At 67.5% G+C, this 20,633-nt stretch carries 20 protein-coding genes and 1 tRNA gene; 9 read left to right on the top strand and 12 right to left on the bottom strand.

The window, feature by feature from the left end; genetic code table 11:
- Nucleotides 1–17: 17 nt before the first annotated feature.
- Together lgt and WS64_RS15055 are read right to left on the bottom strand one after the other, a co-directional pair.
- Nucleotides 18–914, bottom strand: coding sequence for a prolipoprotein diacylglyceryl transferase (gene lgt / locus WS64_RS15060; protein WP_059576743.1), 897 nt, complete (start codon nucleotides 912–914; stop codon nucleotides 18–20).
- A gap of 89 nt (nucleotides 915–1,003) precedes the next feature.
- A complete protein-coding gene (locus WS64_RS15055) occupies nucleotides 1,004–1,918 on the bottom strand; it encodes a LysR family transcriptional regulator (RefSeq protein WP_059646287.1) in 915 nt (304 codons plus the stop codon).
- Between the two features lie 135 nt (nucleotides 1,919–2,053).
- Between WS64_RS15055 and ilvD the strand changes: the two genes are divergently transcribed.
- Both ilvD and WS64_RS15045 read left to right on the top strand, forming a co-directional pair.
- The gene (gene ilvD, locus WS64_RS15050) at nucleotides 2,054–3,727 is read left to right on the top strand and encodes a dihydroxy-acid dehydratase (RefSeq protein WP_060966777.1); all 1,674 of its coding nucleotides are present in this window, start codon (nucleotides 2,054–2,056) and stop codon (nucleotides 3,725–3,727) included.
- Between the two features lie 126 nt (nucleotides 3,728–3,853).
- The gene (locus tag WS64_RS15045; protein WP_059576751.1) at nucleotides 3,854–4,180 is read left to right on the top strand and encodes a c-type cytochrome; all 327 of its coding nucleotides are present in this window, start codon (nucleotides 3,854–3,856) and stop codon (nucleotides 4,178–4,180) included.
- Nucleotides 4,181–4,322: 142 nt separating this feature from the next.
- Here WS64_RS15045 and WS64_RS15040 read toward each other — a convergent pair whose 3' ends face one another.
- The 3 genes from WS64_RS15040 to WS64_RS15030 are packed head-to-tail and all read right to left on the bottom strand — an operon-like array spanning nucleotide 4,323 to nucleotide 7,078.
- Entirely contained in the window at nucleotides 4,323–5,090 is a 768-nt protein-coding gene (locus WS64_RS15040; protein ID WP_060966776.1) for a DUF2486 family protein, read from the bottom strand.
- Nucleotides 5,091–5,115: 25 nt separating this feature from the next.
- Nucleotides 5,116–5,532: a DNA polymerase III subunit chi gene (locus tag WS64_RS15035; protein WP_006484796.1), complete on the bottom strand. Its 417-nt coding sequence runs from the start codon at nucleotides 5,530–5,532 to the stop codon at nucleotides 5,116–5,118.
- A 34-nt stretch (nucleotides 5,533–5,566) separates the two neighbouring features.
- Nucleotides 5,567–7,078 carry a leucyl aminopeptidase gene (locus WS64_RS15030; RefSeq protein WP_059576757.1) on the bottom strand — a complete coding sequence of 504 codons (1,512 nt, stop codon included), beginning with the start codon at nucleotides 7,076–7,078 and terminating at the stop codon, nucleotides 5,567–5,569.
- 122 nt (nucleotides 7,079–7,200) lie between these two features.
- Between WS64_RS15030 and lptF the strand changes: the two genes are divergently transcribed.
- The 3 genes from lptF to WS64_RS15015 are packed head-to-tail and all read left to right on the top strand — an operon-like array spanning nucleotide 7,201 to nucleotide 9,858.
- The gene (gene lptF, locus WS64_RS15025) at nucleotides 7,201–8,295 is read left to right on the top strand and encodes an LPS export ABC transporter permease LptF (protein WP_060966775.1); all 1,095 of its coding nucleotides are present in this window, start codon (nucleotides 7,201–7,203) and stop codon (nucleotides 8,293–8,295) included.
- Between the two features lie 3 nt (nucleotides 8,296–8,298).
- Entirely contained in the window at nucleotides 8,299–9,447 is a 1,149-nt protein-coding gene (gene lptG / locus WS64_RS15020) for an LPS export ABC transporter permease LptG (protein ID WP_060966774.1), read from the top strand.
- A gap of 27 nt (nucleotides 9,448–9,474) precedes the next feature.
- Complete coding sequence (locus tag WS64_RS15015) at nucleotides 9,475–9,858, top strand: sirohydrochlorin chelatase (protein ID WP_060966773.1); 384 nt, start codon at nucleotides 9,475–9,477, stop codon at nucleotides 9,856–9,858.
- A gap of 78 nt (nucleotides 9,859–9,936) precedes the next feature.
- Here the strand turns inward: WS64_RS15015 and cobA are convergent, their stop codons facing one another.
- From cobA to WS64_RS14985, 6 genes are all read right to left on the bottom strand, one after another.
- Complete coding sequence (gene cobA, locus WS64_RS15010; protein ID WP_060966772.1) at nucleotides 9,937–10,686, bottom strand: uroporphyrinogen-III C-methyltransferase; 750 nt, start codon at nucleotides 10,684–10,686, stop codon at nucleotides 9,937–9,939.
- Between the two features lie 60 nt (nucleotides 10,687–10,746).
- Nucleotides 10,747–12,063: a sulfate adenylyltransferase subunit 1 gene (locus tag WS64_RS15005; protein ID WP_060966771.1), complete on the bottom strand. Its 1,317-nt coding sequence runs from the start codon at nucleotides 12,061–12,063 to the stop codon at nucleotides 10,747–10,749.
- 22 nt (nucleotides 12,064–12,085) lie between these two features.
- The gene (cysD, locus tag WS64_RS15000) at nucleotides 12,086–13,048 is read right to left on the bottom strand and encodes a sulfate adenylyltransferase subunit CysD (RefSeq protein ID WP_059576774.1); all 963 of its coding nucleotides are present in this window, start codon (nucleotides 13,046–13,048) and stop codon (nucleotides 12,086–12,088) included.
- Nucleotides 13,049–13,123: 75 nt separating this feature from the next.
- Nucleotides 13,124–13,876, bottom strand: a complete 753-nt coding sequence (locus WS64_RS14995; protein ID WP_059646263.1) for a phosphoadenylyl-sulfate reductase — start codon at nucleotides 13,874–13,876, stop codon at nucleotides 13,124–13,126.
- The gene (locus WS64_RS14990; RefSeq protein ID WP_060966770.1) at nucleotides 13,873–14,415 is read right to left on the bottom strand and encodes a DUF934 domain-containing protein; all 543 of its coding nucleotides are present in this window, start codon (nucleotides 14,413–14,415) and stop codon (nucleotides 13,873–13,875) included. Before WS64_RS14990 ends, WS64_RS14995 begins: the two co-directional genes overlap by 4 nt.
- Before the next feature lie 25 nt (nucleotides 14,416–14,440).
- Complete coding sequence (locus WS64_RS14985) at nucleotides 14,441–16,120, bottom strand: nitrite/sulfite reductase (protein WP_059576781.1); 1,680 nt, start codon at nucleotides 16,118–16,120, stop codon at nucleotides 14,441–14,443.
- Nucleotides 16,121–16,334: 214 nt separating this feature from the next.
- Here WS64_RS14985 and WS64_RS14980 point away from each other — a divergent pair, with 214 nt between their 5' ends.
- From WS64_RS14980 to WS64_RS14970, 3 genes are all read left to right on the top strand, one after another.
- Nucleotides 16,335–17,276: a CysB family HTH-type transcriptional regulator gene (locus tag WS64_RS14980; protein WP_027785173.1), complete on the top strand. Its 942-nt coding sequence runs from the start codon at nucleotides 16,335–16,337 to the stop codon at nucleotides 17,274–17,276.
- A 122-nt stretch (nucleotides 17,277–17,398) separates the two neighbouring features.
- Entirely contained in the window at nucleotides 17,399–18,574 is a 1,176-nt protein-coding gene (locus WS64_RS14975) for an ABC transporter substrate-binding protein (protein WP_059646257.1), read from the top strand.
- Between the two features lie 92 nt (nucleotides 18,575–18,666).
- A tRNA-Leu gene (locus tag WS64_RS14970) sits at nucleotides 18,667–18,751 on the top strand.
- 121 nt (nucleotides 18,752–18,872) lie between these two features.
- On the opposite strand, the gene WS64_RS14965 is transcribed toward WS64_RS14970, so the two are convergent.
- Nucleotides 18,873–19,775, bottom strand: a complete 903-nt coding sequence (locus tag WS64_RS14965; protein WP_059646254.1) for a LysR family transcriptional regulator — start codon at nucleotides 19,773–19,775, stop codon at nucleotides 18,873–18,875.
- A 120-nt stretch (nucleotides 19,776–19,895) separates the two neighbouring features.
- Here WS64_RS14965 and WS64_RS14960 point away from each other — a divergent pair, with 120 nt between their 5' ends.
- The gene (locus WS64_RS14960) at nucleotides 19,896–20,633 is read left to right on the top strand and encodes an SDR family oxidoreductase (protein WP_059576789.1); all 738 of its coding nucleotides are present in this window, start codon (nucleotides 19,896–19,898) and stop codon (nucleotides 20,631–20,633) included.

Below are 20,633 nucleotides of genomic sequence, written 5' to 3'. Positions count from 1 at the left end.
CACCTCGTGCAGCCGCCTCATGCAGCCGCATTCGCGTTCGCCGCGCGGCGGCGATACGCCCAGACCATCATCGCGATACCTGCGACGATCATCGGCAACGACAGCCACTGCCCCATCGACAGGCCGAGCGCCAGCAGACCGAGGAAGTCGTCGGGCTCGCGCGCGAACTCGACCGTGAAACGTGCGAGGCCGTAACCGATCAGGAACAGCGCCGATATGGCGCCCATCGGCCGCGGCTTGCGCGCGAACAGGAACAGCACGAAGAACAGCGCGATACCTTCGAGCGCGATTTCATAGAGCTGCGAAGGATGGCGCGGCAGCATCTGGTATTGCATGAACACGTCGGCGAGATGCCACTTCTCGACGAGTTCCGGATGTTTCGGCAGCCATGCCGCATCGTCGCGCATCGCGCCCGGGAACAACATCGCCCACGGCGCCGTCGGATCGGTCACGCGGCCCCACAGTTCGCCGTTGATGAAATTGCCGAGCCGCCCGGCCGCGAGCCCCGTCGGCACCATCGGCGCGACGAAATCGGTGACCTGCAGCCAGTGCCGCTTGCGCTGCCACGCGAACAGCGCCATCGCGAGCGTCACGCCGAGGAAGCCGCCGTGAAACGACATGCCGCCTTCCCACACCTTGAACACGTCGAGCGGATGCGAGAAGTAGAAATCGGCCTTGTAGAACAGCACATAGCCGAGCCGGCCGCCGAGCACGGTACCGAGCACGCCGTAGAACATCATGTCGTCGATGTCCTTCGCGGTCCAGCCCTGCGCCGCGACGTGCGGCAGCTTCAGGCGGATCCGGCCGACGACGATCGCCGCGATGAAGGCGACGAGATACATGAGGCCGTACCAGCGCACGGCCAGCGGCCCGAGATGGATCGCTACGGGGTCGAAATTCGGGTGAATGATCATGGGTTAGCGAAGAAGTTTTCGAATACGGTGCGGCCGTCGCACACATGCAGGACCGCGCATTGGACGGCGATCGCGCGCCGTCGTTCACGTCACGTGGCGAGGCCCTGCGCGCGCACGACGTCGATGAAGCCGGCGAGCACGGGGCTCACGTCGCCGGTGCGCCACACGAGGCCCGTCTCGACGACCGGCGCCACGCCGGCAAGCGGCCGGTAGACCACGCCGGTGCGCCGCAGGTTACGCAGCGATTGCGGCACGAGTGCGACGCCCATGCCGGCCGACACGAGGCTGACGATCGTCTGCATCTGGATTGCCTCCTGGCCGATGCGCGGGGTTTCCCCCGCCGCGCCGTAGCAGCCCGTAATGATGTCATAAAAGCCGGGCGCCAAACGACGCGGAAAGATCACGAGCGGCAACGCGGCGACCTCGGCGAGCTGCACGGGCGCGTCCTCGGGCGCGTCGGACGCCCCGGCCGGCATCGCGACCACCAGCGGCTCGCGCACGACGGGCAGGTACGACAGCCCGGCCGCATGACGCGGCGGCACGGGCGGAATCACGAGTCCGGCGTCGATGCGCCCGGCGACGAGTTCGTCGATCTGCACGTCGCTCGTCGCTTCCGCGAGCTGCAGCCGCACCTGCGGATAGCGCGCGCCGAATGCGCGCAGCAACGACGGCAACAGCCCGTAATCGGCGGTCGACACGAACGCGAGCGACAGCGAGCCGGCCTCGCCGCGCGCGAGCCGCCGCGCGAGCGGCGGCAGCGCATCGGCCGACGCGAGCAGCCGGCGCACGTCGGGCAGCAGCGCCGCGCCGACCGCCGTCAGCGCCACCGAGCGCTTGGTGCGCACGAACAGCGCGACGCCGAGCGCGTCCTCGAGCGCGCGGATCGCCTGCGACAGCGGCGGCTGCGTCATCGACAGGCGCTCGGCCGCGCGGCCGAAATGGCGCTCGTCGGCGACGGTCGCGAAATAGCGCCACTGGCGCAGGTCGGGCGTCGGTTCGGCCATGTTCGACTCATTCGCAAAACGACTTAATAGGCTATGAATAATATATTGGACATCCCAAACCGGACACTCCATTCTTGACCGATCCGAACCGGCACGCCGTTCGCGGGCGTCGCCAATACAACGATGGAGTCCCCCATGTCGTACAACCGCCGCTCGAAGCACATCACGCAAGGCGTGGCCCGTTCGCCGAACCGCTCGATGTATTACGCCCTCGGCTACCAGAAAGACGATTTCGACAAGCCGATGATCGGCATCGCGAACGGCCATTCGACGATCACGCCGTGCAATTCCGGCCTGCAGCGGCTGTCGGACGCGGCCGTGGAGGCCGTGAAGGCGGCCGGCGCGAATCCGCAGATCTTCGGCACGCCGACGATTTCGGACGGCATGTCGATGGGTACCGAAGGCATGAAGTACTCGCTCGTGTCGCGGGAAGTGATCGCCGATTGCATCGAAACCTGCGTGCAGGGCCAGTGGATGGACGGCGTCGTGGTGGTCGGCGGCTGCGACAAGAACATGCCGGGCGGCATGATCGCGCTTGCGCGCCTGAACGTGCCGGGCATCTACGTGTACGGCGGCACGATCCGCCCGGGCAACTGGAAAGGCCGCGACCTGACGATCGTGTCGGCGTTCGAGGCCGTCGGCGAGTTCACCGCGGGCCGGATGTCGCAGGAGGATTTCGAAGGCGTCGAGAAGAACGCGTGTCCGACCTCCGGTTCGTGCGGCGGCATGTACACCGCGAACACGATGAGTTCGTCGTTCGAGGCGCTCGGGATGTCGCTGCTGTATTCGTCGACGATGGCGAACCCCGACCAGGAGAAAGTCGATTCGGCCGCCGAATCGGCGCGCGTGCTGGTCGAGGCCGTGAAGCGCGACCTGAAGCCGCGCGACATCATCACGAAGCAATCGATCGAGAACGCGGTGTCGGTGATCATGGCCACCGGCGGCTCGACCAATGCGGTGCTGCACTATCTCGCGATCGCGCACGCGGCCGAGGTCGACTGGACGATCGACGACTTCGAGCGCATCCGCAAGCGCGTGCCGGTGATCTGCGACCTGAAGCCGTCGGGAAAGTACGTCGCGACCGACCTGCACCGGGCCGGCGGGATTCCGCAGGTGCTGAGGATCCTGCTCGATGCGGGGCTGCTGCACGGCGACTGCATGACGATCACCGGCCGCACGATCGCCGACGAGCTGAAGGACGTGCCAGGCGTGCCGCGCGCGGACCAGGACGTCATCTTCCCGATCGACCGTGCACTGTACAAGGAAGGCCATCTGGCGATCCTGAAGGGCAATCTCGCGGAAGACGGCGCGGTCGCGAAGATCACCGGCCTGAAGAACCCGGTGATCACGGGCCCGGCGCGCGTGTTCGACGACGAGCAGAGCGCGATGGACGCGATCCTCGGCGACCGGATCCGCGCGGGCGACATCCTCGTGCTGCGCTACCTCGGCCCGCAAGGCGGCCCGGGCATGCCGGAAATGCTCGCGCCGACCTCCGCGATCATCGGCAAGGGGCTCGGCGAATCGGTCGGCTTCATCACGGACGGCCGCTTCTCGGGCGGCACCTGGGGCATGGTGGTCGGCCACGTCGCGCCGGAGGCATTCGTCGGCGGCACGATCGCACTGGTGCAGGAAGGCGATTCGATCACGATCGACGCGCACCGGCTGCTGCTGCAACTGAACGTCGACGATGCGGAACTCGCGCGCCGCCGCGCCGCGTGGCAACAGCCGGCGCCGCGCTATACGCGCGGGGTGCTCGCGAAATTCGCGGCGCTCGCCCGGCCGGCGAACCAGGGGGCGGTCACAGGCTGATACGGGGCGCGCATCGCATACGACCCCGATAAACGGGGCGGCCGGGGAACGCGCAAAACGTGCTTCCCCTTTGCTTCTATAATGCGCGGACCATGAAGCCGGCCGTCCCCGCCGGCGGAGAACCGCATGAAACAGACGATATTGCGCGTGCTGCTCGCCACGCTGCTGACCGGCAGCGCGGCGGCGGCCCGTGCCGACCAGGCCGGCGGGCTCGCGCTGGCGCAACGCAAGAACTGCATGGCCTGCCATGCCGTCGGCAAGCCGCTGATGGGGCCGTCGTTCCACGACATCGCCGGCAAGTACGCGGCGCGCGGCGACGCCGTCGATTATCTGGCGCAATCGATCGTGAAAGGCAGCGTCGGTGTATGGGGCAGCGTGCCGATGCCCGCCAATACGCAACTGACGAGCGCCGAAGCGCACACGCTTGCCCAGTGGGTGCTGTCGGTACGCTGACGCGGATACCCGCGCGGCGTGCCCATGCCGTGCAGGGCGTCGCAGGCGGGCCGCCCTGACCGGCGGACCGGCGCCTCACCGCCGGCTTCGCAGGCCCTTACCGGGCCGCTCCCTCTTTTTCGCCGTCGCGAACGATGGCCGTTCAGCCGGCATGCCCGGCGCGACGGCGGGCGATTTCTTCATCGACCGCATCGCGCACCCAGTCCATCACCTCGGTTTCCAGTGCGAGTGCGACTTCGCGCGTGACCTGGCCGACCAGCCAGGCCGAATGTTCATGCAGCGCATCGCGACAACGCGCTTCGATGGCCTCGCGCCCCGCCCCGGTCAGATAGTTCGTCAGGCGATGGCGCAGCCGCTCGGCGATGTGCTGCGCATCCTCGGGCGTGAGCGCGGCCGCGGCGGGTGCGTCCGGCAGCGGTGCGGTGCCCGACGGGCCCGCGTCCGGCACTGCCGCCTCGGGCGCGTGCACGGCCGCCTCGCGCGCAATCGCGGCGAGCGTGTGCTGCGGCAACTCCTCATCGACCAGCGACGAGCGCAGCGGCGCCGTCATCGCCGCCGCCTCGTCGGCAACCACGTGCCCGGCGGCGCCCGGTTCGGCCGGCGCATCGGTCTCGCCCGCATCCGCAGGCGTCACCACGTCTCCCTGCAACTCGACAGCCGGGACGTGCGGCGTCGGCACGGGTTCGACGACGACGGATTCGGGGTCGGCTTCGGTTTTCGGGGGAGCCGGCGCGGCACCTGCGCCGGGGACGATCACGTCGGTGAGCACCGGAATCGCCGCGCTGTCGTGCGGCAGGGGTGCGGCCGACACGGACGCGGAGGCCGACGCGGACGAGCGAGCCGGCGCCGGCTTGCCCGGCACCAGCACGTCGGTCAGCGTCGGGATCGAGGATGAATCGGCTTCTGTCACGGGAACACTCCGTCGACGATTGCGGCTAGCCGCCCTGCTTGTAATTGTTCAGCGCGTAGCCGCGGTCGCGGTAGAACCGGTAGCGGTCGCGGCCCGCGGCCAGCTCGTCCGGCGCGTTGCCGACCACTTCGAGCAGGCGCTCGAAGCGGGCGAACTGCGCGGGCACGGTCGCGCCGAGGTTCAGCAGCACGTGGTGATGCGGCGCGCGATCGAGATCGGCGGCCAGCACGATCGGCGTGCCGGCTGCGTGCTCGCTGTCGACGCCGCAATGCGGGATGAAATCGAGCGGCGAGAACGTCCAGAGCCGCTCGTCGAGCGCGCGCAGGCGCGCGGGCTCGGCGAGCACGACGACCGGCTGCCCGGCCTGATAGGCCTTGCGCAGCAGCCGGCACGCGTACGCGAGCGAATCGCCGACGTTCGAGTGGAAATCGATCCGCGTCATTGCCCGCTCACCCGCTGCGTCGTCGGTACCGCCCTCACTGGCCGGCGCGGTCGATCAGGAACTGCGCGAGCAACGGCACCGGACGGCCCGTCGCGCCCTTCGCGGCACCGCCCTTCCATGCGGTGCCCGCGATGTCGAGGTGGGCCCACGGATAGCTCTCCGTGAAGCGCGACAGGAAGCACGCCGCGGTCACCGCGCCGGCCGGACGCCCGCCGATGTTCGCGAGATCCGCGAAATTCGACTTCAGCTGCTCCTGGTACTCGTCGTCGAGCGGCATGCGCCATGCCGGGTCGTTCGCCTCGCGCGACGCGTCGAGCAGTTCGCCCGCTAGCGCGTCGTTCGTCGAGAATAGCCCGCTGTTGTGGGCGCCGAGCGCGATCACGCACGCGCCCGTCAGCGTCGCGACGTCGATCACGGCGGCCGGCTTGAAGCGCTCGGCATACGTGAGCGCGTCGCACAGGATCAGGCGGCCTTCGGCGTCGGTGTTCAGCACCTCGATCGTCAGCCCCTTCATGCTGGTGACGATGTCGCCCGGCTTCGTCGCGTTGCCGCCCGGCATGTTCTCGCAGGTCGGCACGATCGCGACGACGTTGATCTTCAGGCCCATCTCGGCGACCGCGCGGATCGTGCCGAGCACCGAGCCCGCGCCGCACATGTCGTACTTCATCTCGTCCATGCCCTCGCCCGGCTTCAGCGAGATGCCGCCCGTGTCGAACGTGATGCCCTTGCCGACCAGCACGACCGGCGCGGCCTTCGCGGCGGCGCCCTGGTAGTGCAGCACGATGAACTGCGGCGGCTCGACCGACGCGCGCGCGACCGACAGGAACGACCCCATCTTCAGCGCCTGGATCTGCTTGAGCCCGAGGACTTCGGCCTTCAGGCCCCAATCCTTCGCGATCTTCTTCGCGGTGTTGCCGAGATAGGTCGGCGTGCAGACGTTGCCCGGCAGGTTGCCGAGATCGCGGGTGAGATCCATCCCGTTCGCGAGTGCGACCGCCTGCTTGACCGCGACCTTCGCGGCCTTTTCGTCGGCCGGGTCGACGCTGAACACGACGCGCTTGAGCGTGTGCGACGCCGGTTCCGGCTTGCTCTTCATCTGCGTGAAGCGGTAGGTCTCGTTGCGCAGCGCGAGGATCGCGGCGCGCACGCCCCAGTCGGAGCTGCGCTCGTCGACCGGCAGCTGCGCGAGCGAGAACGTGACCTGGACGACCTTGGTCGCCAGCAGCGCGCGCCACGCGGCGGTGACCGCGTCGTTATAGGCTTTCTGATTGAAAGCATCCTGCTTGCCGAGCCCGACGAGCAGCACGCGCGACGCGCCGATGCCCGATACTTCGTGCAGGAACAGCGTCTTGCCGCGCTTGCCGTCCATGTCGCCGGCCTTCACCACGCGCGAGATCAGCCCCTTGGTGGCCGTGTCGATGTCGAGCGCCGCGCCCGACAGGGTCTGCGCCTCGAAGATGCCGAGCACGATGCAGTCGGACTTCCCGGTCAGGAACCCCTTGGCCTCGCCTTTGCTCCAATCACAGCCTTTTATGCTAAAGTCCATCGCGCTTGTCCTCGGATAAAATCTGGGCTAAGGATGAAAGCCGCAATTATCCGCTATTTTTCCCGTGGCGGCGCGAGCGCTCCACCACGCGTGCGCAGCCTCCCGCCCTCTTCTCATCAAGAATGATCTTCGAACGCTCCCTCCAGCGCGAGCTTGCGTATACGGCTGGCGCCGTGTTCATGGTGCTGCTCACGATCATGCTCACGACGATGATGATTCGCATCGTCGGCTACGCCGCGTCCGGCGAAATCGATCCGCGCGACGTGCTCGTGCTGATCGGCCTGACCGTGATCGGCTACCTCGCCGTGATGCTCGTCGTCACGCTGTTCGTGTCCATCCTGTTCGTGCTGACCCGGTGGTACCGGGACTCCGAAATGGTGGTGTGGCTCGCGTCGGGCGTGAGCCTCACGCGCCTCATCAAGCCGATCGGCGTGTTCGCCACGCCGATCATCCTGCTGATCGCCTTCTTCGCGTTCGTCGGCTGGCCGTGGTCGAACCAGCAGAGCAAGATGATCAAGGCGCGCTTCCAGCAGCGCGACGAGATCTCGCTGCTCGCGCCCGGCCAGTTCCGCGAATCGGCCGCGAATCATCGCGTGTTCTTCATCGAGAAGATGTCGCCCGACCAGAGCAAGGTGCAGAACGTATTCGTCACGTCGACGGAAAACGGCAAGCTCAACGTGGTCGTGTCGCAGACGGGCCACACGGAAACCTCGAAGGACGGCGATCGTTTCGTCGTCCTCGAGGACGGCCGCCGCTACGACGGCACGCCCGGCCAGCCGAACTTCAAGATCATGGAGTTCGAGCGCTACGGCGTGAAGATCACGAGCAAGCCGGTCGTCAACGTGCAGACCACCAACAGCACGCCCACGCCCGACCTGCTGCGCAACCCGACGCGCGACAACCTCGCGGAATTCGCGTGGCGCGCGGGGCTGCCGCTGATCGCGATCAACCTGATGGTGCTCGGCATCCCGCTCTCGTACCAGAACCCGCGCCGCAGCCGCACGATCAATCTCGTGATGGCCGTGCTGATCTACCTCACGTACTCGAACCTGCTGAACGTCGTGCAGGCGCAGATCGAGCAGGGCAAGATGTCGTTCGGCGTCGGTCTCGTCGGGCTGCACGTGCTCGTCGCGGCGATCGTCGCGTTCATTTTCTGGTTGCGCGTGCGCAATCGTCCGCTGTTGACACGCGCGCTGTTCGGCCGCTCGGGAGCATGATCGATGCGGCTCTATGAAAAATACTTCGCGCGACAGATCTACGTCACGTTCATCTTCATCCTGTTCGCGTTCTCCGGCCTGTTCTTCTTCTTCGACCTGATCAGCGAGCTGAACTCGGTCGGGCACGGCAACTACAAGTTCGGCTACGCGGTGCTGCGCGTCGCGCTGCAGACGCCGTCGCGCTTCTACGAGATCATCCCGGTCGCCGCGCTGATCAGCGCGATCTACGTGTTCGCGCAGATGGCCGCGAACTCGGAATTCACGATCTTCCGCGTGTCGGGCCTCGCGACCAACCAGGCGCTGCGCTCGCTGCTGAAGATCGGCGTGCCGCTCGTGATCGTCACCTACCTGATCGGCGAATTCGTGGGGCCGTACGCGGATCAATTGTCCGAGCGCGTGCGGCTGCAGGCGCTCGGCGCGTCGGTGTCGTCGAACTTCCAGTCGGGCGTGTGGGTGAAGGACACGCTCGCGGCCCGTGAGAACGGCGAGCAGGTCACGCGCTTCGTCAACGTCGGCAGCCTGTCGCCCGATTCGACGATCAGCAACGTGCGCATCTACGAATTCGATTCGAAATTCCAGCTACAGAACGTGCGGATCGCGCAGACCGGCCGCTACGAGCCGCCCGGCCACTGGCTGCTGAAGGGCGTGACCGAAACCGAGCTGACGCCGATCAAGCCGGTCAGCGGCCAGCCGGCCGATGCGCTGAACCCCGTGTACCGGTCGCAGCAGGTGTCGCTGCCCGAATACCGGCTGCGGTCCGACCTGACGCCGCAGATCCTGTCGGTGCTGCTCGTGTCGCCGGAGCGCATGTCGATCATCAACCTGTTCCGCTACATCCAGCACTTGCGCGAGAACCAGCAGGACACGCAGCGCTACGACATCGCGCTGTGGCGCAAGCTGCTGTATCCGTTCGCGGTGTTCGTGATGCTCGTGCTGTCGCTGCCGTTCGCGTACCTGCACACGCGGGCCGGCGTGGTCGGCGTGAAGGTGTTCGGCGGCATCATGCTCGGCATGAGCTTCCAGCTGCTCAACACGCTGTTCTCGCACATCGGCACGCTGAACACGTGGCCCGCGCCGCTCACCGCCGCGACGCCGGGCCTCATCTATCTCGCGCTCGGCCTGTTCGCGCTCAAGTGGGTCGACCGGCACTGAGCGCCGCGTCGCGACGGAGGCTTCGACATGCATTCGCACGGTATCGTCCTGTTCGGCCACGGCGCCCGCGATCCGCGCTGGGCCGAGCCGTTCGAGCGGCTCGCCGCGCGGCTGCGCGGCGCCGGCTCCCCCGCCACGCAGGTGTCGCTCGCGTTCCTCGAACTGATGACGCCGTCGCTCGGTGAGGCCGTGGCCGCGCAAGCCGCGGCCGGCTGCACGCGCATCACCGTGGTGCCGGTCTTTTTCGGCCAGGGCGGCCATGTGCGCCGCGATCTGCCGCAACTCGTCGACGCATGCCGCGCCGCGCATCCGGGCGTCGACATCCGCTGCGCGACGGCCGTCGGCGAAGACGACGGCGTGCTCGACGTGGTCGCGCGCTATTGCGTCGACCAGATCAGCGGCGACGCGTAGCAGCCCACGCATTCACCGTAGCCAAAGAAAAAAGCGCCGGCGGCGCTTTTTTCGTTTGGTACCGCGCTCGAGCCGCGCTCAGGCGGCATTGCGCACCGGGCCGGCCGCCTGCGCCTGTCCTGCGCGTTCGGCGAATGCGTCGCCGATCATCAGCAGGCTCGGCTCCGCGGGATCGAGCCACGCCTGCGCGTCGCCGGCCGCCATCCGCGCGAGCGTCAGCGTCAGCGTGCGTTCGCGCGCGGTGCTGCATGCCTCGACGATCGCCACAGGCGTCGCCGGCGCACGGCCGGCGTCGATCAGCGCCTGCGCGATGCCGGGTGCGCTGTCGCGGCCCATGTAGTAGACGATCGAATCGGCGCGCGCGGCTTCGCGGATCTCGTCGCTGCCCGGTGCGCGGCTGTGCGTCGCGAACGCGACGCTGCGCGACACGCCGCGCAGCGTGAGCGAACGCTTCAGCGTCGCCGCGCCGGCCAGCGCCGCGGTGATGCCCGGCACGACCTCGTAGTCGATGCCGGCCGCTTCCAGCGCACGCATTTCCTCTTCCGCGCGACCGAACAGCATCGGGTCGCCGCCCTTCAGCCGCACGACACATGCGTGCTCGCGCGCCGCATCGACGATCTGCTTGTTGATGAAATGCTGCGCGGTCGAACGCTGCCCGCAACGCTTGCCGACCGCGATCTTCCGCGCGTTCGGCGCATGGTCGAGCATCGCGGGCTCGACGAGCGCGTCGTGCAGCACCACGTCGGCCTGCTCGAGCAGCCGCATGCCGCGCACCGTGATGAGGTCCGCCGCGCCCGGTCCCGCTCCGATCAGATACACCTTGCCCATGTTTGTCGCTTCGCTAGGGTCCTGCCGCGGCGGCCGGTTCGCCGCCGCGCAGATTGACGATTACGCCGAGAACGCGCGGATCATGCCCGCGGCGACCGTGTGATGCGTCGCCTCGTCGATCAGCACGAACGCGCCCGTACCGGGGTGCGCATCGTACGTGTCGCAAACGATCGGCTTCTGCAGCGTCAGCGCCACGCGCCCGATGTCGTTCATCTTCAGTTCCTGACGGTCGGTCGCGTGCGACAGCGTATGCACGTCGAGCACCTGCTTGACCGAGCCGATCTTCGCGAACACCGTGCTGGTGGTCTGCTTCAGCAGGTACTTGCGCTGCGGCGACAGCGGCGCCTCGTCGAACCAGCACAGGTCGGCCTCGAGCTTCTTCGCCGGCTCGACCGGCTCGGCGGTCGTGACGAACATGTCGCCGCGCGACACGTCGACGTCTTCCTCGACGCGAATCGTCACCGTCTGCCCCGCGAATGCATGCGGCACGGCCGCGGTGCCGCCCGGCACCGGTGCGATGATCTCGGCGACCGTCGCGGTGCGGTTCGACGGCAGCACGACGATCGTATCGCCGACCTTCACTTCGCCCGACTCGATCCGGCCCATGTAGCCGCGGAAATCGTCGGCCGAGCTGCCGTCCTGGCGCGCGACCCACTGCACCGGGAAGCGCAGCGCGTCATGCGCCTGCGTCTCGACCGGCAGCGACTCGAGCACGTCGAGGAGCGGCTCGCCCGCGTACCACGGCATGCGCTCGCTCGCGCCGACGATGTTGTCGCCCTTGAGCGCCGACACCGGCACGAAGCGCACGTCGGTCAGGCCGAGTTGCTTCGCGAGCGCGACGTACGCATCGCGGATCTCGTTGAAGCGCGCCTCGCTGTAGTCGACGAGGTCCATCTTGTTGATCGCGACGATCACGTGCTGCAGCCCGAGCAGCTTGACGATCGCGCTGTGGCGCTTGGTCTGCGGCAGCAGATCGGCGACGCCGTTCTCGATCGTCACGCGCGTCGCGTCGATCAGGATGATCGCCGCGTGCGCGGTCGACGCGCCCGTGACCATGTTGCGCGTGTACTGCTCGTGCCCCGGCGTGTCGGCGATGATGAACTTGCGCTTCGCGGTCGCGAAGTAGCGGTACGCGACGTCGATCGTGATGCCCTGCTCGCGCTCGGCTTCGAGGCCGTCGGTCAGCAGCGCGAGGTCGAGCTCGTCGCCGACCGTGCGCTTGTTCTTCGCGCGCGACAGCGCGGACAGCTGGTCGGACAGCACGGCCTTGCTGTCGTACAGCAGGCGGCCGATCAGCGTGCTCTTGCCGTCGTCGACGCTGCCCGCGGTGATGAAACGCAGCACGCCGAGGTCTTCGGTGTTCTCGATGATGCTCATGATGTGAATGTCCTCGTGTGCTTCAGAAATAACCTTGCTTCTTGCGCTGCTCCATCGCGGCTTCGGACGCCTGGTCGTCCATCCGGGTCGCGCCGCGCTCGGTGATCTCGGTCACCGCCGTCTCGGCGATGATCTTCTCGACGTCATCCGCGTCGCTCTCGACCGGGCACGTGCAGCTGATGTCGCCGACCGTGCGGAAGCGCACCTGCGCGAGCTCGCTCGTCTCGCCGTCACGCATCGGCGTGAGCGGCGTGACCGGCACGAGCAGCCCGTTGCGGCGCACGATCTCGCGCTGGTGCGCGTAGTAGATCGACGGCAGTTCGAGGTTTTCGCGCGCGATGTACTGCCACACGTCGAGCTCGGTCCAGTTCGAGATCGGGAACACGCGCAGGTGCTCGCCCTTGTGCAGGCGCGCGTTGTACAGGCTCCACAGTTCCGGGCGCTGCGCTTTCGGATCCCACTGGCCGAATTCGTCGCGGAACGAGAAGATGCGCTCCTTCGCGCGCGCCTTCTCTTCGTCGCGGCGCGCGCCGCCGATCAGCGCCGTGTAACCGTGCTGCTCGATCGTCTCGAGCAGCGTGACGGCCTGCGCGGCATTGCGCGAATCGGTCTCGCGGCGCAGCACGACCGTGCCGCGCTTGATCGAATCCTCGACGTGGCCGACCACGAGCTCGGCGCCGAGCTCCTGCGCACGGCGGTCGCGGAAGTCGATCACTTCCTCGTAGTTGTGGCCCGTGTCGATATGCACGAGCGGGAACGGCAGCGTCGTCTTGCGGTTCGCGCCGAGGCCGAACGCCTTCAGCGCCAGATGCAGCACGACGACCGAATCCTTGCCGCCCGAGAACAACAGTGCTGGCTTGCTGCATTCGGCCACGAGTTCGCGCAGGATGTGGATCGACTCGGCTTCGAGCCAGTCGAGGTGGCCCATGCGGCTGTCGGCGCCGGCGGGCGGGGCAAAGGCGGATTGCTCGAGCGTCGTGCTCATGATTTCAGTCCTTCTCTTCTGGGTTCGTGCCGCCCGCTGTCGCGGGCGGCGCAATATTCGGTTTCTTGTCGGCTTTCAGTGCGCGGCGCCGGCGTCGGCATTCGCGGGAATCGGCGTGATCGTCGTGACGTGCAGCCCGCATTCCTTCGTGTCGCGCGACTCCCACCACCAGCGGCCCGCGCGGCTGTCCTCGCCGGGGCGGATCGCGCGCGTGCACGGCTCGCAGCCGATGCTCGGATAGCCGCGCGCATGCAGCGGGTTGACCGGCACGTCGAACGCGTCAAGGTACGCCCACACGTCGGCTTCCGTCCAGTCGGCGAGCGGGTTGTACTTCGCGATCCCGCGCGCTTCGTCCTGTTCTTCCTCGTGCAGCTCCGCGCGCGTGACCGACTGCTCGCGACGCTGGCCCGTCACCCACGCGCCGACGTCGGCCAGCGCGCGGTTCAGCGGCTCGACCTTGCGGATATGGCAGCACGACTTGCGCAGCTCGACGCTCTCGTAGAACGCGTTCAGGCCGTGCTCGGCCACATATTGGTCGACCGCGTCCTGCCGCGGGTGGAACTGCTCGATCTCGTAGCCGTAGCGCTCGCGCACGCGATCGATCATGCCGAGCGTTTCCGCGTGCAGGCGGCCCGTGTTCAGCGAGAAGATGCCAATCGGCACGCCCTTCGACAGGATCGCGTGCGTGAGCAGCATGTCTTCCGCGGCGAGGCTGCTCGCGAACTTCACCTTGTCGTGACGCTCGCCGATGCGCGCGAGCAGCGCGTCGAGGCGCTCGACCTTCGCGGCGAGTTCCGGCGTCAGCGCGGTGGCGGTCGCGGTGCTCATGCGCTCACCTTGGTGTCGGCCGCGGCCGCGCGGCGGCGGAACAGCGGCGCCGGCTCGTCGAACGCGCCCTGGTAACGCTGCGTGAATTCCGTGAACGCGTTCAGCGCGTCGTGGATGTCCTTGTCGGCCCGCACCGCGAATGCGTCGAAGCCGCAACGCGACATGTACAGCAACTGGTCGCGCAGCACGTCGCCGATCGCGCGCAGCTCGCCGGTCCAGCCATGCCGCTCGCGCAGCAGGCGCGCGATGCTGTAGCCGCGGCCGTCCGCGAAGCGCGGGAAGTCGACGGCGATCAGCGAGATCGCGCCGAAGTCGGCCACGAGATCGGCCGGTTCGCTGTCCGGCGCGAGCCACACGCCGAGTTCGTCCTTCGTCTTCGCGGCGACGAGCGCCGCGCGCTCGGCCTGCCACAACGCGAACGGCACCAGCACCTTGCCGGCCGGCAATGCGTCGACCGCGGGCAGCGTACCGTCTTCCGCCGCGCGCACGACCTGCCATGCGTCGGCGATCACTGCGCGGTTCTTGATAATCGAAGCCATCTGCAAATTCCTTCTAGCCGGTTGGTTACGCGTTCACTGCCTGGCGCGCCGCATACACGCGCTCCTTGAACGGCGCGATGCCGATGCGATCGTACGTATCGACGAAGCGCTCGCCGTCGATGCGTGCCTCGACGAACGTATCGATCAGCTTCGCGATCACGTCGGGCACTTCTTCCGCCGAGAACGACGGCCCGATCACGCGGCCGAGGCGCGCGCCGTTGCGGCCCGTGCCCTGCTCGCCGCCGAGCGACACCTGGTACCACTCGGCGCCGTCCTTGTCGACGCCGAGGATGCCGATGTTGCCGACGTGGTGGTGACCGCACGAGTTCATGCAACCGGAAATGTTCAGCGACAGGTCGCCGAGGTCGTACACGTAGTCGAGATCGTCGAAACGCTGCTGGATCGCCAGCGCGATCGGGATCGACTTCGCGTTCGCGAGCGAGCAGAAGTCGCCGCCCGGGCACGCGATGATGTCGGTCAGCAGGCCGATGTTCGGCGTCGCGAAACCGGCCGCCTTCGCCTTTTCCCACAGCGCGAACAGGTCGCGCTTCTTCACGTTCGCGAGAATCAGGTTCTGCTCGTGCGACACGCGCAGCTCGCCGAACGAGTACGCGTCGGCCCAGTCGGCGACCAGATCCATCTGCGCGTCGGTCGCGTCGCCCGGCGCCACGCGGTGATCCTTCAGCGACAGCGTGACGGCCGCATAGCCCGGCACCTTGTGCGGCGCGACGTTACGCTCGACCCAGCGCGCGAACGCCTTGTTCTCGAGCAGGTGCTGTTCGAACGACGCGTCGGTGTCGGCCAGCTTCTCGTAGACGGGCGGCTGGAAGTACTGCGACACGCGGTCGAGTTCGGCCTGCGTGAGCGTCGACGGGCCGTCCTTCAGGTGCTGCCACTCCTCCTCGACCTGCTGCGCGAACTTCGCCGGCGACAGCGCCTTCACGAGGATCTTGATCCGCGCCTTGTACAGGTTGTCGCGGCGGCCGTAGCGGTTGTACACGCGCAGCACGGCTTCGCAGTAGGTGAGCAGGTGCTGCCACGGCAGGTCTTCCTTGATCACCGCGCCGACGATCGGCGTACGGCCGAGGCCGCCGCCCGCGAGAATGCTCGCGACCACCTCGCCCTGCGCGTTCTTCTTCAGGTACACGCCGAGGTCGTGGATCTGCACGGCCGCGCGGTCATGCTTCGAACCCGACACCGCGATCTTGAACTTGCGCGGCAGCCACGCGAATTCGGGATGGAACGTCGACCACTGGCGCAGGATCTCGGCCCACGGGCGCGGATCGATCTCTTCGTCCTGCGCGACGCCGGCGAACTGGTCGGCCGTGATGTTGCGGATGCAGTTGCCCGACGTCTGGATGCCATGCATCTGCACCGACGCGAGCTTCGCGAGGATCTCGGGCGTGTCCTCGAGCTGGATCCAGTTGAACTGAATGTTCGAGCGCGTCGAGAAGTGGCCGTAGCCGCGGTCGTGCTCGCGGGCGATGCGCGCGAGCATCCGCAGCTGGTCGCTGCGCAGGTTGCCGTACGGAATCGCGATGCGGTGCATGTACGCGTGGCGCTGCATGTACAGGCCGTTCTGCAGACGCAGCGGACGGAACTCGTCTTCGCTCAACTCGCCCGACAGCCGGCGGCGCACCTGATCGCGGTACTGCGCGACGCGTTCGTCGACGATCGTCTGGTCGTATTGGTCGTACTGATACATTCGGGGACCCCAGGGTTTTCGTGGTGACCGCGCGACGTCCTAGCCACGTCGCGCCCGAATCTCCGTTCCATCGTCACCGCCGTCAACCGCTGCCGGCTGGATTGCTAATGACGAAAACAGATATCCATATTTGAAAAACTCCGGTGAATCGTAATAAACTCGCCTTATATTTCAAACGACTAAAAAATTCTGTTGATATGCGGAAGGGTTATAAATGAACCTGCACCAATTTCGCTTCGTGCGCGAGGCCGTCCGGCAGAATTTCAACCTCACCGAGGCCGCCAAGGCGCTCTACACGTCGCAGCCGGGGGTATCGAAGGCGATCATCGAGCTCGAGGACGAGCTGGGCGTCGAGATCTTCACGCGGCACGGCAAGCGCGTGCGCTCGCTCACCGAGCCGGGGCGGATCATCCTTGCGTCGGTCGAGCGGATCCTGCAGGAAGTGGAAAGCCTGAAAAGGGTCGGGAAGGATTATGCGGCGCAGGATCAGGGCAACCTGACCATCGCGGCGACCCACACGCAGGCCCGCTACTCGCTGCCGGCCGCGATCGCCGAATTCAAGAAGCGCTTCCCGAAGGTTCACCTGTCGATCCTGCAGGGCAGCCCGACGCAGGTGGCCGAGATGGTGATTCACGACCAGGCCGATCTCGCGATCGCGACGGAGGCGATCTCCGACTACAAGGAGCTCGTGTCGCTACCCTGCTTCCAGTGGCATCACGCGGCCGTCGTGCCGGCCGACCACCCGCTGCTCGAACGCAAGCCGGTCACGCTGGACGATCTCGCCCAGTACCCGCTGATCACGTACGACGACGCGTTCGCGGGCCGCAAGAAGATCAACCATGCATTCGCGCTGCGCGGGCTGTCGCCGGACATCGTGCTCGAGGCGATCGACGCTGACGTGATCAAGACCTATGTCGAGCTCGGACTCGGCGTCGGCATCATGGCCGACATCGCGTTCAATCCCGAGCGCGACCGCGGCCTGCGGCTGATTCCGGTCGGCCACCTGTTCGGCAGCAACGTGACGCGCGTCGCGCTCAAGCAGGGCGCCTACCTGCGCAGCTATGTGTATACGCTGGTCGAGCTGCTGTCGCCGACGCTGAACCGCAAGCTGATCGAACAGGCGCTCAAGGGCGAATCCGAATCGTACGAGCTGTAAGCGCGCCCAGGCCCCGAGGGGCTCGGCAGAACCCGGGGCGTCCCGCCGTTTTCTCGAGCCCGCGTGTATAAACACAGGGGCGCATATCGCGCCCCTTTTTGCTGCCCGACGGAGATTCCCGCATGACGCTTCCCGCCCTGCCACGGCTTCCCGCCTCGTTGCGCCGCGCCGCCGGCGCCGCCCTCGTGCTGGCCTGCGCGGCCGCGCATGCCGACCTGAAGGTCGGCGTCGACCTGTCGTCCACCGGCCCGGCCGCCGCGATCGGCATCACGAGCAAGAACGCGATCCTGATGTGGCCGAAGACGATCGCCGGGCAGCCCGTGCAGGTCACGGTGCTCGACGACGCGTCCGACCCGGGCAACGCGGTGCGCAACATCCGCAAGCTGGTCGACGAGGATCACGTCGACGTCGTGGTCGGGCCGAACATCACGCCGGCCGCGCTCGCGGCGCTCGACGCGGTGGCCGCCGCGCAGACGCCGATGATCACGCTGGTCGGCTCCGGCGCGATCGTCGAGCCGCAGGAAGGCGCGCGGACCTGGGCGTTCAAGATGGCGCAGGGCGACCGTGCGATGGCCGACGTGATGACGCGCTACATGGCCAACCACGGCGTGAAGACGGTCGGCTTCATCGGCTTCGCCGACAGCTACGGCGACAGCTGGCTCAACGAATTCACGCGCTTCGCGGAGCTGCGCAAGATTCGGGTGGTCGCGACCGAGCGCTTCAACCGCACCGACGCGAGCGTCACGGGCCAGGCACTGAAGCTCATCGCGGCGAAGCCCGATGCGATCCTGATCGCGGGCTCGGGCACGCCGGCCGTGCTGCCGCAGCGCACGCTGATCGAGCGCGGCTACAAGGGCCCCGTCTACCAGACCCACGGGATCGCGACGCCGGAATTCATCAAGCTGGGCGGCAAGGACGTCGACGGGACGCTGTTCCCGACCCAGCCGGTCGTCGTCGCGCGCACGCTGCCGGCCGACCATCCGGCCCGCCAGGCCGCGCTCGCGTTCGTCGACGCGTACGAGGCGAAGTACGGCGCCGGCACGGTCACGCAGTTCGCGGGCGACGCGGCGGGCGTGTACCCGCGCCTGGCCGATGCGGTCGGCCGTGCGTTGAAAGCCGCGCAGCCCGGCACGCCCGCGTTCCGCACGGCGCTGCGCCGCGAGCTCGAACGCGCGCACGAACTCGTCGTGCCGAACGGCGTCGTCAATACGAGCGACAAGGATCACGTCGGGCTCGATCAGCGCGCGAGCGTGATGGGCGTCGTGAAGCAGGGCCGCTTCGTCTACCTGAGCCAGTGACTTGCGTGCGGATGCCGGGCAGCTTGCCCGGCATCCGGTTTTCCGCCATAATTCGCGTTTCGCCGCGTACGACCATGCGCGGCCAGGATCAAGCCCAGGTGGTGAAATTGGTAGACGCAGGGGACTCAAAATCCCCCGCCGCAAGGCGTGCCGGTTCGATTCCGGCCCTGGGCACCAGTCTTTCGCAGCATCCCGCGCTGCCACTGTCGAAACCCGCGCAAGCTCGCCGCTTCGCGGGTTTTTTGTTTTGGCCGCGCGTTCCTCACCGCATCGAGTGACCGACGGCGGCCTGCCGTCCTCAGCCCGTCAACTCCCGAACGAAGTCGAGAAACACCCGCACCTTCGCGGCAACGAGGTTCGACGCGTGGTGATACGCGTAAAGCGGGAAGGTCTCGTCGGTCCATTCCGGCAATAGCAGGACCAACCGCCCGTCGGCGAGGATGTCCCGCGCATAGAGTTCGAGCAGTTGCGCAATCCCGACGCCGCCCAGGCACGCGCCGAGCAGCCCGCCCGTATCGTTGACCATCAGCCTGCCGGCGGCGTCGACCGGCACGACTTCCTTGCCGCGATGAAATTCCCATTCGTACGGTCGCCGCGTCACCGGATCGCGGATTAGCACGCACCGGTGACCGTCCGCGAGATCCCGAGGGTGCCGCGGCTCGCCGTGACGCGCGACGTAGGCCGCCGACGCGCAGGTCAGCACGCGCGTCTCGAGCAGCAGTCGCGCTCGATACGACGACGGCTCCGGGATGCCGAAGCGCACGGCCACGTCGAAGCCGTCGGCGACGAGGTCGCCCATCCGGTCCCGCACGCTGATCTCGACCGACAGATCGGGAAAGCGGTCGAGAAATTCCGCCATCCGCGGCGCCAGCACGTAGTGGCCGAACGTGCCGTCCACGTTGACCCGCAGCCGCCCCCTCACGCGCGCCTTCGACTGGCCGGCGTCGAGCGCCGCCTCCTCGATACCGGCCAGCAGCGGCGCGACCGCCTCGTAAAAGCGCCGGCCTTCGTCGGTCAGCGTGATCGCGCGCGCCGTCCGGTTGAAGATCCGGATGCCGACCCGCTCTTCCAGCCGCGCGACCGCGCGGCTCACCGCCGGTTGCGTCAGCCCCATCGCCTCGCCCGCCCGCGCGAAGGTGCCGGCCTCGATCACCGCCGAGAGCACGCCGATACCACTGAGCAACCTGCTGTCGAATCCCATGAGACATACTTTCAGTCATTCATCGACTTATCATTATTCATTATTTTTATTGATCGAGGAAGCCTACAGTAGTCCTGTCGCCGGATCGAACGGCATTCATCCATTCACCAGGAGCAGGACATGAGCACATCGGAACAGGTCGCCCTCGTCACGGGTTCGTCGCGCGGCATCGGCGCGGAAATCGCCCGCCAGCTCGCCCGGGACGGCTTCCGGGTCGTCGTCAACTATGCCGGCAGCGCCGGCCCGGCCCGCGAAGTGGTCGACGCGATCGTCGCCGACGGCGGCCATGCCGTCGCGGTGCAGGCGAACGTCGCCGACCCGGCGGCCGTGGCTGCGCTGTTCGACGCCGCCCACGACGCATTCGGCGGCCTGGACGTGGTGGTCAATTCCGCGGGCGTGATGAAGCTGGCGGCCATCGCCGACTGCGACGATGCGCTGTTCGACGAAACGTTCGCGATCAACGTGAAAGGCACGTTCAACGTCTGCCGCGAAGCGGCCAGGCGGGTGCGCGACGGTGGACGCATCATCAACCTGTCGACCAGCGTGATCGGCATGCGCATGCCGACTTACGGCGTGTACGTCGCCAGCAAGGCGGCGGTCGAAAGCCTCACGCAGGTGCTGGCGCAGGAAATGCGCGGGCGCGGCGTCCGCGTGAACGCCGTCGCGCCGGGGCCCGTCGCGACCGAGTTGTTTCTGCAGGGCAAGAGTCCCGAACTCGTCGATCGGCTCGCGAAGCTGAACCCGCTCGAGCGGCTCGGCCAGCCCGACGACATCGCGCGCGTCGTTGCATTCCTCGCCGGCCCGGACGGCGCGTGGATCAACGGCCAGATCCTGCGCGCCAACGGCGGCATGTGCTGA

Origin of the sequence: Burkholderia anthina (assembly GCF_001547525.1) — a bacterium.
GTDB lineage: Bacteria > Pseudomonadota > Gammaproteobacteria > Burkholderiales > Burkholderiaceae > Burkholderia > Burkholderia semiarida.
This window is presented reverse-complemented; position numbering and strand designations above follow the sequence as displayed.

Bases quoted from the DNA above. Each gene is read 5' to 3' on its own strand.
- lgt (WP_059576743.1), bottom strand. From the start codon at position 914: ATGATCATTCACCCGAATTTCGACCCCGTAGCGATCCATCTCGGGCCG.
- WS64_RS15055 (WP_059646287.1), bottom strand. From the start codon at position 1,918: ATGGCCGAACCGACGCCCGACCTGCGCCAGTGGCGCTATTTCGCGACC.
- ilvD (WP_060966777.1), top strand. From the start codon at position 2,054: ATGTCGTACAACCGCCGCTCGAAGCACATCACGCAAGGCGTGGCCCGT.
- WS64_RS15045 (WP_059576751.1), top strand. From the start codon at position 3,854: ATGAAACAGACGATATTGCGCGTGCTGCTCGCCACGCTGCTGACCGGC.
- WS64_RS15035 (WP_006484796.1), bottom strand. From the start codon at position 5,532: ATGACGCGGATCGATTTCCACTCGAACGTCGGCGATTCGCTCGCGTAC.
- WS64_RS15030 (WP_059576757.1), bottom strand. From the start codon at position 7,078: ATGGACTTTAGCATAAAAGGCTGTGATTGGAGCAAAGGCGAGGCCAAG.
- lptF (WP_060966775.1), top strand. From the start codon at position 7,201: ATGATCTTCGAACGCTCCCTCCAGCGCGAGCTTGCGTATACGGCTGGC.
- lptG (WP_060966774.1), top strand. From the start codon at position 8,299: ATGCGGCTCTATGAAAAATACTTCGCGCGACAGATCTACGTCACGTTC.
- WS64_RS15015 (WP_060966773.1), top strand. From the start codon at position 9,475: ATGCATTCGCACGGTATCGTCCTGTTCGGCCACGGCGCCCGCGATCCG.
- cobA (WP_060966772.1), bottom strand. From the start codon at position 10,686: ATGGGCAAGGTGTATCTGATCGGAGCGGGACCGGGCGCGGCGGACCTC.
- WS64_RS15005 (WP_060966771.1), bottom strand. From the start codon at position 12,063: ATGAGCATCATCGAGAACACCGAAGACCTCGGCGTGCTGCGTTTCATC.
- cysD (WP_059576774.1), bottom strand. From the start codon at position 13,048: ATGAGCACGACGCTCGAGCAATCCGCCTTTGCCCCGCCCGCCGGCGCC.
- WS64_RS14995 (WP_059646263.1), bottom strand. From the start codon at position 13,876: ATGAGCACCGCGACCGCCACCGCGCTGACGCCGGAACTCGCCGCGAAG.
- WS64_RS14990 (WP_060966770.1), bottom strand. From the start codon at position 14,415: ATGGCTTCGATTATCAAGAACCGCGCAGTGATCGCCGACGCATGGCAG.
- WS64_RS14985 (WP_059576781.1), bottom strand. From the start codon at position 16,120: ATGTATCAGTACGACCAATACGACCAGACGATCGTCGACGAACGCGTC.
- WS64_RS14980 (WP_027785173.1), top strand. From the start codon at position 16,335: ATGAACCTGCACCAATTTCGCTTCGTGCGCGAGGCCGTCCGGCAGAAT.
- WS64_RS14975 (WP_059646257.1), top strand. From the start codon at position 17,399: ATGACGCTTCCCGCCCTGCCACGGCTTCCCGCCTCGTTGCGCCGCGCC.
- WS64_RS14965 (WP_059646254.1), bottom strand. From the start codon at position 19,775: ATGGGATTCGACAGCAGGTTGCTCAGTGGTATCGGCGTGCTCTCGGCG.
- WS64_RS14960 (WP_059576789.1), top strand. From the start codon at position 19,896: ATGAGCACATCGGAACAGGTCGCCCTCGTCACGGGTTCGTCGCGCGGC.